Below are 13842 nucleotides of genomic sequence, written 5' to 3'. Positions count from 1 at the left end.
CTCAGCATTTACTGCAAATAGGGCAACTCAATGCTTACAGTCAATCAGCGCGTAGGGACAATCAATACAGGACACGTTGCTTCCTTTAACACACTCTGACTAACATCCCCCATAAGCACACCTAAAATAGCACCATGCCCATGACTCCCCATGACAATAATGTCTGCATCCAGACGACGAGCTTCATCCAGAATACGCTGTGAGGCGACACCTTCAAGCAACAACGCATGCGTATCAACGTCTTGATCGCGCAACTGGTTCGCTAACTGATTGATGGCAACAGATTCATCCGCAAACTCGCTTCCCGCCTCTTTAGCGGAGGCGTTATCACAGTCCTCATTCGGTAACACAACATGGATCAGATAAACCTGACTATGGAAAGCTTGAGCCAACTCCAGCGTTTTCTCATACAGCAAGTGGGTACTGGAGGAGAAATCCACCGGCAACAATATTGTTTTCATTATTTACCCCCTGACAGTGGCTGTAGTCGAGCAAGTAACCACTTACTCTTACTACTTCCAGTTTAGTTGAGGGCAAAAGAGGAATGAGACGAATCAGCACTTAGCTGCGGCTGGTCAAATAAGGCGGGACAAATGACAGGTGGACTCAATCAGAATATCAGGCACCGATATCATCAGCAGTGCTCAGCGATGACAAAAGCCACAACGTACTCCTGCTCATCGCTGTACGATAGATGGAACCGCCCCAAGCCATGCTGATCAGCCCGGTCTTTGGCATTCCCCGACAGATTCATAACAGGTCTTCCCAACTCATCGTGGGAGATTTCAAAATGCTGCCAGCTAATACCGCGACCGATTCCTGTACCCAGCGCTTTAACCGCCGCTTCTTTGGCGGCAAAACGTTTGGCCAGAAAGATATCGGGATGTTTACTGACACGGAATTTTTCCAGCTCAGCCGGGGTCAAGATACGCTCAGGCAATCTCGGCGTACGTTCCAGAGAAGCTCTGATCCGGCTGATCTGTAAAATATCCGTGCCAATACCGAAAATCATTTTCGGATAGCGTCCCGCTGAGGCTGAACACGCGCTTGGGTTTCCATCATCAGACGACGCATTTCAGCAATCGCTTCTTTCAGCCCCACAAACACCGCACGGGCAATAATGCCGTGACCGATGTTCAATTCGTTCAGCTCAGGGATCTCTGCGATCTGCTCTACGTTGTGATAGTGCAAACCATGCCCTGCGTTCACGATCAAACCTTTCTCGAACGCATACTGTGAGGCTTCTCGGATACGCTTCAGCTCTGCTGCTTGTTCTGCCGCATTTTCAGCATCCGCATAACCACCCGTGTGCAGCTCGATAACAGGCGCACCACAACGAATGGTGGCATCGATCTGTGCCGGTTCAGGATCGATAAACAGAGAAACCTCTACGCCCGCTGCGGACAATCGATCACAGGCCTCTTTAATACGCGCTTCCTGACCCGCAACATCCAAGCCCCCTTCAGTCGTGAGTTCTTCACGTTTTTCCGGTACCAGGCATGCGTGCCCCGGTTTGACCTTTTCAGCGATGCTGATCATCTCATCCGTGACCGCCATCTCAAAGTTCATACGGGTCTGCAGTGTCTCCGCTAGCATATAGATGTCACGATCCTGAATATGGCGGCGATCTTCACGCAAATGCACGGTAATACCATCAGCACCGGCCTCTTCTGCCAGTGCGGCAGCCTGCACCGGATCCGGGTAACGGGTGCCACGGGCCTGGCGCAGCGTTGCTACATGGTCAATATTTACACCCAGCAACAGACGGCTTGGTTCAATCACAGCGTACTCCTTCAATGTATGTTCACCGGTGTTTTTTTCATCGCACCGACTGTTGGCAGCGTTAACGCTTCTGGAACAGTTCACGGCTGCGTAAGGGCTTATCCCCCAACAACTGATCGATCAACAAACGCATCAAACGCTTTGCCGCCTGCCGTACTACCGGCTGATCATAACTGTCCTGCTCTATCGCCTGCAGATGACGGCCATAGAAACATCGCATTCTATTCCGATCTGTCGGTTGTGCAATACGTTGCAGGCCCTGTTCAGGTTCGCACAGATAGATTCCATCAGGATCAAGCCCGGTCAAATCCGGGGTGTGTCCCAGTTCGATCAGCAGGCGACGCTCAAACGTGCGTAACGCGCCTTCGATATCCTGCCCACTGCGCAATTCATTAATCACATATTGATAATAGACATAGAGGTGTGGATGCGGATCTAACGGCTGCAACAAACGTGTCATCAACTCATTGAGATAAAGGCCACACATCAGGGGGGTGCCGGTTAGAAAGGGGTTAGCATCTACCGGTTCAGCCAGCGTGAGATTCTTCAAATCCTGACGACCACGCCACCCTACCTGCAACGGCAGAAAGGGCTGTATCACGGGGCGTAGTTTGGAATTGGGGCGTTTGGCGCCTCGGACCACGACACTGACTTTGCCATGTTCGAGGGTAAAGAAGTCGACCAGCAGGCTGGTATCCCGGTAAGGCCGGCTATGCAGTACATAAGCGGCCTGACCATCAACAAGGTACTCCATCAGTCTCCGTCGTTATAACCGAGACTGCGCAGGGCACGGTCATCGTCGGCCCAGCCGCGACGCACTTTTACCCAAAGATTGAGCATAATTTTGCTTTCGAAAGCACGTTCCATATCCAGCCGCGCGTCACGACCGATGGTTTTCAGGCGACTGCCTTTTTCACCGATCACAATACGTTTCTGGCCATCGCGCTCAACCAGAATCAAGGCGCTGATGGTGGTGAGCTTTTTCTGCTCGTCGTATTTGAATTCTTCAATTTCGACGGTGGTACCGTAAGGGACTTCATCCCCCAGGTTACGCATCAATTTCTCGCGCACCAGCTCAGCTGCCATAAAACGTGAGCTTTTATCGGTCACCTGGTCTTCTGGAAAGTGATGTACGCTATTCGGCATATGCGACGCGATCACTTTTTCCAACTGCTCCACATTATGCCCGTCAGTAGCAGACATCGGCATAATCTCTGCAAAATCCATCTTAGCCGAGAGTTCCTGCAAATGCGGTAACAGCTCCTGCTTGTCTTTCAGGCTGTCGATCTTATTAACCACCAGTACAACCGGACAACGGGCGTTCTGGACCTTCTCCAGTACCAACTGATCCTCTTCAGTCCAGGCAGTACGGTCGACCATGAACACCACCAGATCCACATGACGCAATGCGTCAGAAGCCGCTTTGTTCATGTAGCGGTTCAGGGCCTTTTTACCTTCGTCTTTGTGCAGCCCGGGCGTATCAACGTACACCACCTGCAAATCGCCTTCGGTTTTGATACCCATGATCTGATGACGGGTTGTCTGTGGTTTTTTAGAGGTAATACTCAGCTTTTGCCCCAGAATGTGGTTCATCAATGTTGATTTGCCCATGTTCGGGCGACCAACGATGGCGACAAAGCCACAGCGCTGATCAGGATTCTGCGGTTCAAGCAGATAGGAAAGATCTTCGCCCATCAGGACTTCTCCACCTGTAATAGTTCAATGGCTGCCCGTGCAGCTTCCTGCTCGGCCTGACGTCGGCTGCTGCCAATACCTTTCGTTGGCTGCTCCAGCATCTCCACATGGCAGAGGATATAAAATGTCTGATCGTGGGCTTCGCCCTCGACTTTAATCAATTCATACTGAGGTAACGCAATTCGACGCGACTGCAAAAATTCCTGCAGGCGGGTTTTTGAGTCTTTTTGACTCTTTTTAAGGTTAATCTGATCCAGACGCGCCTTATACCAGCCAAGGATGAATCCGCGCACGGTATCCATATCACTGTCGAGATAGATAGCACCAATGACAGCTTCTACGGAGTCGGCCAGGATTGAATCACGGCGAAATCCGCCACTTTTCAATTCACCGGAGCCCAGACGCAGATAATCGCCAAACCCCAGCTCGCGGGCAATTTCAGCCAGCGTTTCGCCTTTCACCTGTCCGGCACGCAGACGACTGAGTTCGCCTTCTCGTGCTTGCGGGAAACGCTCATACAGGTCTTCAGCGATGACAAAGTTAAGGATAGAATCGCCCAGAAATTCCAGACGCTCGTTGTTGCGCTTACCGCAGCTGCGGTGCGTTAGAGCAAGCTCACACAAACTCGGATCGTTAAAATCGTATCCCAGTTTACGCATTAATTCGGCTATTGGTTTGATCAAGGTTTTACGGCTTCGTATTGCTTATTAAACGAGACAACAGCGTCTACGTTGTAGAACATAGGCACACGTACTTCATAATCCAAATCGAAGTAAATCATGCCCTTCTCCTGCCGAACAACGATTGAGTCTTTTTGCGGCAGTTTTACCTGGTTGATACGAAATTTCTTCGCCAGATCCTGACGCAGACGTATCAACGGTTTGGAGAGCTCATCCTGATCAGTGCTCACATCGGTCAGCACTGAATCAACCAGTTTGTAATCAAAGTACGCGGGGTAAAGCTTAAATCCCACAGAAAAGAAAACACCGCCAATGATCAGGACGATCATGATGGAGAGCAGAGAAGCACCTGTCTGTCGGTTACGCATCTTACTCATTCCATCCTCCTTGTTAATTAATCGCTCGGGCATCACCGAAGTCTGGAATGCTGAGGAAAGATTCCCAATGCATCCATACTGCAAATGCTTTACCTACCAGTAGTTCATCCGGCACAAACCCCCAGTAACGACCATCATTACTATTGTCACGATTGTCGCCAACCATGAAATAATGACCTTCTGGAACAACCCATTCTCCCACAATGCCCTTACGGTTCACATCGCGGAAAATCTGGTGCTGCACATCACCCAGGCTTTCCTGCATCACCAAGCGTTGAGGCCGGTTCGGCGGTAACTGAGCTAACAGTTCCTGAGACTGAGCCTCACCGTTGATGTAGAGGGTTTTGTTCACATAAGCAACCCGGTCACCCGGCAGGCCGATAACCCTCTTAATATAGTTAATATTTGGCTGTTTGGGATAACGGAATACCGCCACATCACCGCGCTTTGGATCGTTCAGCGACATCACTTTGGTATTCGAGACGGGTAAACGAATACCATAGTGGTATTTGTTGACCAGAATAAAGTCGCCAATCTGCAGCGTGGGCAACATAGAACCTGACGGAATCTGAAACGGTTCGACGAGGAAAGAACGTAAAACCAGCACTATAAATAGCACAGGAAACATCGACCGTCCGGTATCAACCCAGCCGGGTTCATGGGTGATCTTTGCGACTACGTCTTCCGGTAATGCACCTGCCGCCTGAGCTTCTGCTTTTTCCAGCGTCACCCGACGCTTCGGTGCCAGAAGAACCTTGTCGTACAGCCATATAATTCCACAAACCGCTGTAGCAATAACGAGCAGCAGTGCAAAATCGAAATCCATGAGATGTCCTTAATTGTCCACTTTCAGCACGGCCAGGAACGCATCTTGTGGGATTTCTACACTACCCACCTGCTTCATACGTTTCTTACCTTCTTTCTGCTTCGCCAGCAGCTTTTTCTTACGGCTGACGTCACCACCGTAACATTTTGCTAATACGTTTTTACGCAACGCTTTAACGGTAGTACGTGCGATAATTTTGCCACCCAATGCCGCCTGAATCGCAACATCGAACATCTGACGTGGAATCAATTCTTTCATCTTTTCGCACAATTGACGGCCACGATACTGAGAATTATCCCGGTGCAAGATGACGGCCAATGCATCGACTTTGTCACCATTAATCAGAATATCCATGCGTACGAGTTTAGCCGATTCAAAGCGCACAAAGTTATACTCCAGTGACGCATATCCCCGGCTGACCGACTTCAGGCGATCGAAGAAATCCAGTACCACTTCTGCCATCGGCAGCTCATAGGTCACCTGAACCTGATTACCGACATACTGCATATTTTTCTGCATGCCGCGTTTATCTACACACAAGCCAATAACCGGTCCCAGGTAATCCTGCGGAACCAGTATATTCGCCTGAACGATTGGCTCCCGCATATCAACAATCGAACCCGGGTCCGGCAGTTTAGAAGGGCTATCTATATGAACCACATCGCCATTTTGCATCTCTACTTCGTAGATTACAGTAGGCGCAGTAGTGATCAGATCAAGGTTATATTCACGTTCCAAACGTTCCTGGATGATCTCCATATGAAGCATCCCCAGGAAGCCACAACGGAAACCGAAACCCAGCGCATCAGACGTTTCCGGTTCGAAGAATAACGAAGCATCGTTCAACGTCAGCTTATCCAGCGCTTCACGGAAATCGTTATAGTCATCAGAACTGGTTGGGAACAACCCGGCATAGACCTGGGGCTGAACCTTCTGGAAACCCGGCAACTCTTCTACATCAGGGGTTTTGTTATGTGTCAGTGTGTCACCAACCGGTGCACCGTGGATATCCTTGATACCCGCAACAACATAGCCTACTTCACCTGCCTGCAGAATGCCGGTTTCCTGGCGTTTTGGCGTGAAGATACCTACAGAATCGATACCGTAGTTCTGACCTGTAGACTTCACCAAAATTTTGTCTTTCTTACGCAAAGTACCTTGTACCACACGTACCAGAGAGACAACGCCAAGATAATTATCGAACCACGAATCGATGATCAACGCTTGCAACGGTGCGTTAACATCACCTTCTGGCGCAGGAATGCTCTCTACCAACGCCTCCAGAACGTCCTCAATACCTAAACCACTTTTAGCGGAACACGCCACCGCTTCGGTCGCATCGATACCGATCACTTCTTCGATCTCTACACGTACGCGGTCTGGATCGGCCTGAGGCAAGTCCATCTTGTTAAGGACCGGCAGTACTTCCAAACCTTGCTCAATTGCGGTGTAACAGTTAGCAACCGATTGCGCTTCAACACCCTGCGCAGCATCAACAACCAACAGCGCGCCTTCGCACGCCGCCAAAGAACGGGATACTTCGTACGAGAAGTCCACGTGCCCCGGTGTATCAATGAAGTTCAGCTGATAGGTTTTTCCATCCTTAGCATGGTAATCCAGAGTCACACTCTGAGCTTTGATGGTGATGCCTCGTTCGCGCTCCAGGTCCATTGAATCGAGAACCTGAGCCTCCATTTCACGGGCGGACAGGCCACCACAGGTCTGGATAAAACGATCGGCCAAGGTAGACTTACCATGGTCGATATGGGCGATGATGGAAAAATTTCGAATGTGATCGAGGTTGCTCACGTGTTGGCTACCATTGCTGTTCAGAATCGCTTGAAAGGCGGCAAGTTTACCGTATTTACCGCACTGCGGCCATTAATCTTCAAAAACGTAAAAAGGGGCCCAGAGCCCCTTTTCCTTAGTGCTTAAATCTGGCTAAGGCATCAGCCCTAGTGGCTACTGCTGAAGCTTTAACGGAATAAACAGTGGGCTTCCACGACGAACTATCCGCATAGGTACTGCCCTGTTCTCTGGCAAGCTGCGTGTCGCTTCTTCAAAGTCGGAAACTGTCTCGATCTGCTGCCGATTAAGCATAGTAATAATATCACCCACCATCAGGCCCGCATCTGATCCTGCGCCTTGCATAACACGACGCACAACAACACCACTGCTCAAGTTCCACTTCTGCTTACGGTTATCGTCCAGTTCCGAAACAACTAAGTTCAGGCGATTAGAATCATCACGTTCTTTCTGTGACGTGCCAACTTTTGCCAAATCCTTTTCACTGGGTAGTTCACCGATGGTCACCCAGATATTGCTCAGTTTACCGGCACGCATCACATTCACTTTCACTTTTGCGCCCGGCTTAACCCGACCGACCTGGTGAGGCAGATCAGATGACAAAATTACAGGTACATTGTTGAACTTGAGAATGACATCACCCTCTTGTAGCCCAGACGACTCAGCAGGGCTTTCAGGCAGTACTTTTGCTACCAGCGCACCTGCTGGCTTGTCCAGGCCGAAGGATTCCGCAAGGTCTTTGTTCACTTCCTGAATAATCACTCCTAACCAGCCTCGAGTCACAAAACCTTTCTCTTTCAGCTGATTTGCAACTTCCATGGCCACGTCAATTGGTATAGCAAAGGACAACCCCATGAAGCCACCGGAGCGGGTATAGATCTGCGAGTTAACCCCTACAACTTCACCATCCAGATTGAACAGCGGGCCACCTGAGTTACCCGGATTGATTGCCACATCCGTCTGAATAAAAGGCACATAGGTTTCATTGGCCAGTGCACGTTCTTTCGCACTGACAATGCCCGCAGTCACACTGTGATCAAAGCCAAACGGAGAACCGATAGCAAGCACCCACTCACCAACCTCGATCTTGTCGGAATTTCCCAACCTAACCGTAGGCAAATGATCGGCGTCTATTTTTAATAACGCGATATCTGCACGTTTATCAGAGCCAACCACTTCAGCTTCCAATTCACGTCGGTCAGACAAACGCACAATAACTTTATCCGCCCCATCCACTACGTGGTGATTAGTCAGAATGTAGCCATCATCACTGATGATAAAACCCGAGCCCAAGGATTGCGGCGTTTTACGTCGAGGTCCTTTGTCCATGTCAGGCATCTGAAAGAAATGCCGAAAAATTTCAGGAATCTCTTCACCATTAGGCCCACGGAACTGACCCAACGGTCCCTGTCCACGTTCAGAAGCGGCCTGAACAGTACTGATATTCACTACCGCAGGGGACGTGTCTTTTACCAGATCCTTGAAGTCAGGCAAGCTGGCGGCCTGTGCCAGCGATGTCCAGAAAAAAGCAACAAATGAGATCAGAAAAATGCGAGTAGAATGCGTCATAACAATGACCTTTCCTTAACAAATAACAGAGGCGGGTTCAGACAACTTTCAGTAGCACCGGATGGTACTTGCAGGATGTCATATACGTCCGGCTGATATAACGAACCACTACCAGACCTACAGTTAACCCCAACAATCCACACCCGATCACCACCGGCTCCCCCAGAGAGAGAGAACTGGCAATCGCGGCACCGGCAAAGAGTGCCAACAAAGGAAGAAGGTATATCAACAATGAGATTCGCATAAACGCGTTCTCACCAATGCCAATAACAACATTATCATCGGCCGCAACATGCAACCGGTTTGGGTTATCCACACAGATGACCGAGCGCTTCCCTTGCCCGACAGATGCCAGCAATGACTGACCACATCCGCTGCGGGCGGTGCAGGATGCACAGGCACTCATCTTGATTGTTTCAACCCAGACGCCATCGCTATCAACATCAACGACGCGTCCTGATTCTTCAAGCATAAATTACAGCCGTTTCGGTGATACAGACGACGCTATACGTTCTGCAATCATCAGTGGCACATCGCCAACAACAGTAACAAAGTGACTGTCCATACGCTTGGCTACCGCAACCATAGTATCTGACTGCGCTACACCTTGTGGCACAGACTCACGACCCAACCGTTCCACACAAACAGAGAACGAGTTTCGGCCGTCGGAAAACACCATCACTTCCGCATCGGGCATCACTTCGTGACGCACATTGCTGAAACCTTTTGGCAACCACTCGGCGTTCCATACAGGCTTCTGCGACGTCAGCATATGCTTGTGCTGATTAATATACCGAGACAACCCTTGCGATAAACGGATGATTTCCGGCTCTGTTGTTTCACGATTATTGGTCAACGAAACACGATTACCCAACTGCGCTCGCACATAGTCACCAGAGTTTACTGCACCAGGCAGTACATAATCTGGTCGGTTATCAACCAATTGCGCCGGAGCTGTTTGGCCAAAGTTCTGTGCGCCAAAAATCACCGCTGCAGTGACTGATGCAGCCACGGCCATGCTGGTTAACGGCTTCCAGAACAACTCGTGTGTTCTGGAGGTTTTCTGTTCAGTTGTAGTCGCAGGTACTTCCGGTATCAGTGGCTCTTCTTCATCAAGCGCTGCCATAACAGAACTGCTGAGATCAATCTCAGTTGCAGTAACTGTTTCGCCTCTCATTGCTGAGCGTGCGATATGGTATCTACGCCACCGTTCAGATGCTTCAGAATCCTCAGCAACTTTATCCAGCGTGCGCCTTAACTCAAAGTCTGCCACCTCACCGTCCATCAATGCGGACACTGATTCGATGGATCGATCAGTCATAAACCCTACCTCAAACTTTCCCAGTCTCTACCCCAAAAACCTACATTGCCATTAATGGCACAATCTCCTTATCAATTGCCTCTCGGGCACGGAAGATACGTGATCTTACCGTTCCCACCGGGCAGTCCATTACGCTGGCGATATCCTCATAGCTGAGTCCCTCAAACTCACGCAGAGTTAACGCCACACGCAGATCTTCCGGCAGTCGGTCCAACGCCTTTTTCACGACGCGTTCCAGCTCATCACGATAAAGCTGATTCTCGGGATTCTCGATATCCTTTAAATCGTTCGCGCCTTCAAAGTGATGTGCATCTTCAACAGCAACATCCACATCAGGTGGACGCCGACCTTTTGCAACCAGATGATTTTTCGCCGTATTGATTGCTATGCGGTATAACCACGTATAAAACGCACTGTCTCCACGGAATTTTGGCAATGCCCTGTAAGCTTTAATAAACGCTTCCTGAGCAACATCCAACGCTTCGTGCTGGTCATACACATAACGACCGATCAGCCCTACAATCTTGTGCTGATACTTTTTCACCAATAGGTCGAAAGCTCTCTTATCACCGGCCTGCACACGGGCAACAAGCTGTTGATCTATTTCTGCCTGGCTTTCGTTCGACACTCTCGGTCCTTATCTCTGTTAATATTTCCTTGTTGAGGCTAAATGTAGCCTGTTATCCCGACTACAGATACTTAAAGTATTTTTTACCTACTACTTCATTGCAACCTCATATCCACAGAGTGTTCCGAACTACACTCTATGAACACCTTAAAAAAGGTTAGTTCCCAATGCCGTAAAAAAAATTGAAATTGAGGGAAAATCCCCAATTATCAAAGATTCAGGCATAATTGAAACCAAAGTATTAGTTACGATAAAGGAAGCTCACCGAGCATGGCAATTACTCACCAATACGACGTACTTATTGTTGGCAGCGGCGCTGCAGGTTTGACCCTTGCGTTACACCTGGCCCCTGAGATGAAAATTGCCGTGCTGAGTAAAGGTGATCTTAAAAGTGGCTCAACCTGGCTAGCCCAAGGCGGCATAGCCGCAGTACTTGATGACAAAGACTGTGAGCAGCAACACAGTGAAGATACGATGATCGCCGGTTCCTGGTTAAGCCACCCTGACGCCGTCGATTTTACGGTTCAACACGGACGTGAAAGTATCGAGTGGTTGATTGAACAGGGCGTCCCTTTTACTAAAGCAGATGGTGAACATCACCTGACTAAAGAGGGCGGCCACTCCCATCGTCGCATCATTCACGCAGCTGATGCGACCGGCAAAGCGATGCAACGTACACTCATCGAAAAAGCGATGGCGGCTGAAAATATTAGCCTTTTCGAACACTACACCGCCGTCGACTTAGTCACTCGAACCAAACTGCGTCTGGCAGATAATCGCTGCATCGGCGCGTACGCTCTCAACTGCAAAAGCGGGCACGTTGAGGTCTTTGAAGCCCAAAATGTCGTACTAGCAACTGGCGGTGCCTCAAAAAGCTATCTCTACACAAGCAATTCAGATGGGTCAACGGGTGATGGTATTGCGATGGCCTGGCGTGCAGGTTGCCGGGTGGCCAATATGGAGTTTAACCAGTTTCATCCGACCTGCTTGTACCATCCTCAAGCCAAATCGTTTCTGATTACTGAAGCGGTACGCGGTGAAGGCGGAAAACTATTGCTGCCTGATGGCACCCGTTTTATGGACCGTTTTGATCCCCGTGAAGAACTGGCACCCCGTGATATCGTAGCCCGTGCGATCGACCACGAGATGAAACGCTTAGGAGCAGACTGTCTGTTTCTTGATATTTCACACAAGCCGGCTGACTTCATCCGCTCCCACTTTCCAACCATCTATAAACGTTGTATGAAATTGGGTATCGATATCACAGAGGAGCCTATCCCTGTCGTACCGGCAGCTCACTATACCTGCGGTGGTGTCATGACCGATGAGACAGGTATGACCGATCTACCAGGGCTATATGCCATTGGAGAGACCGCGTTCACCGGACTCCATGGGGCAAATCGACTTGCGAGTAACTCACTGCTGGAATGTCTGGTATACGCACGTTCTGCCGCTATTCATATCGGTGAAACATTCTCAAACACCAGAGAGCAGATCCATATTCCGGATTGGGATGAAAGCCAGGTAACCGACTCAGATGAAGACGTTATTATCTCCCATAACTGGGATGAGCTACGTCGCTTTATGTGGGATTACGTGGGTATCGTCCGGACCAATAAGCGCCTGCAGAGAGCCAAACACCGCGTAGATCTGCTGCTTCTGGAGATCAGTGAGTACTACAGCAACTATAAAATCAGTAAAGACCTGCTTGAACTCCGAAACCTGGCAATGGTAGCAGACCTGATCATCCGCTCAGCCATGTTGCGTCAGGAAAGCCGCGGCCTTAACTATACACTCGACTACCCGGACGAAGCACCCGAAGCCCGGGATACGATTCTCACTCCTGTTAACTTTCAGTGGCGTTAAGCGTAGCTTAGACTCCATCAGGGGCTTTAACGTAAGCCCCGTGCAAGGCAAGCACTCTCAAGCGTCTAAATTCAGCCTCTGGTAACCCATCGAACATCACCACTAACGATTGCGGCAATAGATAACCTTCTGTCTTCAACCGCAATACGACCGCGTAGGGCAGAACCACTGCGCTATCTATTTTATCCACAGCCAACCACCGCTCATCCCGCCTGAAAGAGATCTCCTGCCGATCCGCATTCCATCTAAGTGCGTTGATTCGATTACGGTAATTACTCGAACCGTATCTGTGGACATGCAACGCCAATGACAACAACGTGAACGCTATCAGCATCGTCCGGACAAACGGCTCTAATTGAGCGAGGTAGAGGCTAATCAAGACAAGAGTATGGCTCCCTAATATCAGATATATCAGAGAGCGCGAGGGAGTGAGGTTAAACTCAATGGGGCTGAACACGGTCCAGAATAATTCGAACGATGCGTTGAATATCTGGGTCAGCAGGAACTTCCCGTTCCATCAACCAGAGAAACAGGTCCTGATCTTCACATTCCAGCAGTTTAACAAACCGGTCCTGATCATCGGACGCCAAGTCACGAAAAGCTTCCTTTACGAACGGTACAAACAGCACGTCCAGTTCAAGCATGCCTCGACGGCTTTGCCACGCCAAACGACGAATATCTTCTTCGCTATACATTTACACTAACCTTCCAACATCAGCAGTTACATCAAAGGTCGATCCGGATACACAATGCCAATAGATACGACATAGGTAAATGACGATTGTCATACCTATACAGATAAACCTTTGTCACGCATCGCAGGGCGCATTTTAGCAGATTTTCTGACCATTGTTGCTCCCTGACAACGAATCGATAAACGGGACATTGGTAGGGGCGCCATGTATTCGTTTGGGACTATCCAAGCAACTGAGGCGTAACATCAGAACCTTATACACAGCAGGCGCTGACCAGCTTATCCCCACCCATCGATCTCTGCGAATCACAACTGTTGTAATGTTGCAGCTGAGGGTACGGAAGATTGATGACCTACACAATAAGAGCTTAGCAAGCTTACCCTGCAGGGTTGTCTTTAGGCGATCAGCGCTTTAGTTAAGCGCGGATGACTTGTTCGAGTTCAGAAGTAAGGTGATTGGCAGAAGGCATGCTGACGCCTGCCTGGTTGCCTGAAGACAACCCTACATTAAGATGGGAGCACGCAGTGCGCGGCCGTTTTGATCTCCGGCCATAACGAAAAAACCCCAGCTGCATCGCAACTGGGGTTCTCTCTCATA

At 49.6% G+C, this 13842-nt stretch carries 16 protein-coding genes; 1 reads left to right on the top strand and 15 read right to left on the bottom strand.

Features of this window, described 5'->3' with window-relative positions; genetic code table 11:
• Positions 1–44 precede the first annotated feature (44 nt).
• From IOQ59_RS18065 to rpoE, 13 genes are all read right to left on the bottom strand, one after another.
• Positions 45–461 carry a universal stress protein gene (locus IOQ59_RS18065; RefSeq protein WP_193954869.1) on the bottom strand — a complete coding sequence of 139 codons (417 nt, stop codon included), beginning with the start codon at positions 459–461 and terminating at the stop codon, positions 45–47.
• Between the two features lie 173 nt (positions 462–634).
• Positions 635–1012, bottom strand: coding sequence for a holo-ACP synthase (gene acpS / locus IOQ59_RS18060; RefSeq protein WP_193954868.1), 378 nt, complete (start codon positions 1010–1012; stop codon positions 635–637).
• Positions 1009–1782 (bottom strand): pyridoxine 5'-phosphate synthase, encoded by a 774-nt coding sequence (gene pdxJ / locus IOQ59_RS18055; RefSeq protein ID WP_193954867.1) that lies wholly within the window; start codon positions 1780–1782, stop codon positions 1009–1011. The genes acpS and pdxJ overlap by 4 nt, the downstream gene beginning before the upstream one ends.
• Positions 1783–1843: 61 nt before the next feature.
• Positions 1844–2536: a DNA repair protein RecO gene (recO, locus tag IOQ59_RS18050; protein ID WP_193954866.1), complete on the bottom strand. Its 693-nt coding sequence runs from the start codon at positions 2534–2536 to the stop codon at positions 1844–1846.
• Positions 2536–3477, bottom strand: coding sequence for a GTPase Era (gene era, locus IOQ59_RS18045; RefSeq protein ID WP_193954865.1), 942 nt, complete (start codon positions 3475–3477; stop codon positions 2536–2538). The genes recO and era overlap by 1 nt, the downstream gene beginning before the upstream one ends.
• On the bottom strand, positions 3477–4136 hold the full coding sequence (gene rnc / locus IOQ59_RS18040; protein ID WP_193954864.1) for a ribonuclease III: 660 nt from the start codon (positions 4134–4136) through the stop codon (positions 3477–3479). The genes era and rnc overlap by 1 nt, the downstream gene beginning before the upstream one ends.
• 20 nt (positions 4137–4156) lie before the next feature.
• Positions 4157–4534 carry a DUF4845 domain-containing protein gene (locus IOQ59_RS18035; RefSeq protein WP_228050998.1) on the bottom strand — a complete coding sequence of 126 codons (378 nt, stop codon included), beginning with the start codon at positions 4532–4534 and terminating at the stop codon, positions 4157–4159.
• 13 nt (positions 4535–4547) lie between these two features.
• Positions 4548–5360, bottom strand: coding sequence for a signal peptidase I (gene lepB, locus IOQ59_RS18030; RefSeq protein WP_193954862.1), 813 nt, complete (start codon positions 5358–5360; stop codon positions 4548–4550).
• Positions 5361–5369: 9 nt separating this feature from the next.
• Positions 5370–7169: a translation elongation factor 4 gene (gene lepA / locus IOQ59_RS18025; protein ID WP_193954861.1), complete on the bottom strand. Its 1800-nt coding sequence runs from the start codon at positions 7167–7169 to the stop codon at positions 5370–5372.
• 153 nt (positions 7170–7322) lie between these two features.
• Positions 7323–8735: a DegQ family serine endoprotease gene (locus tag IOQ59_RS18020; protein ID WP_193954860.1), complete on the bottom strand. Its 1413-nt coding sequence runs from the start codon at positions 8733–8735 to the stop codon at positions 7323–7325.
• Between the two features lie 37 nt (positions 8736–8772).
• On the bottom strand, positions 8773–9207 hold the full coding sequence (locus IOQ59_RS18015; protein ID WP_193954859.1) for a SoxR reducing system RseC family protein: 435 nt from the start codon (positions 9205–9207) through the stop codon (positions 8773–8775).
• A 3-nt stretch (positions 9208–9210) separates the two neighbouring features.
• Positions 9211–10056 (bottom strand): MucB/RseB C-terminal domain-containing protein, encoded by an 846-nt coding sequence (locus IOQ59_RS18010; RefSeq protein ID WP_193954858.1) that lies wholly within the window; start codon positions 10054–10056, stop codon positions 9211–9213.
• 40 nt (positions 10057–10096) lie between these two features.
• The gene (gene rpoE, locus IOQ59_RS18005; protein ID WP_193954857.1) at positions 10097–10684 is read right to left on the bottom strand and encodes an RNA polymerase sigma factor RpoE; all 588 of its coding nucleotides are present in this window, start codon (positions 10682–10684) and stop codon (positions 10097–10099) included.
• Positions 10685–10954: 270 nt separating this feature from the next.
• On the opposite strand from rpoE, the gene nadB reads away from it, so the two are divergent.
• Positions 10955–12550, top strand: coding sequence for an L-aspartate oxidase (gene nadB / locus IOQ59_RS18000; protein WP_193954856.1), 1596 nt, complete (start codon positions 10955–10957; stop codon positions 12548–12550).
• 7 nt (positions 12551–12557) lie between these two features.
• Here the strand turns inward: nadB and IOQ59_RS17995 are convergent, their stop codons facing one another.
• A complete protein-coding gene (locus IOQ59_RS17995; RefSeq protein WP_371871894.1) occupies positions 12558–13007 on the bottom strand; it encodes a protein YgfX in 450 nt (149 codons plus the stop codon).
• Positions 12991–13245, bottom strand: a complete 255-nt coding sequence (locus tag IOQ59_RS17990; protein WP_193954854.1) for an FAD assembly factor SdhE — start codon at positions 13243–13245, stop codon at positions 12991–12993. The genes IOQ59_RS17995 and IOQ59_RS17990 overlap by 17 nt, the downstream gene beginning before the upstream one ends.
• Between the last annotated feature and the right edge of the window lie 597 nt (positions 13246–13842).

Source organism: Pontibacterium sinense (genome assembly GCF_015209595.1).
GTDB lineage: Bacteria > Pseudomonadota > Gammaproteobacteria > Pseudomonadales > Balneatricaceae > Pontibacterium > Pontibacterium sinense.
This window is presented reverse-complemented; position numbering and strand designations above follow the sequence as displayed.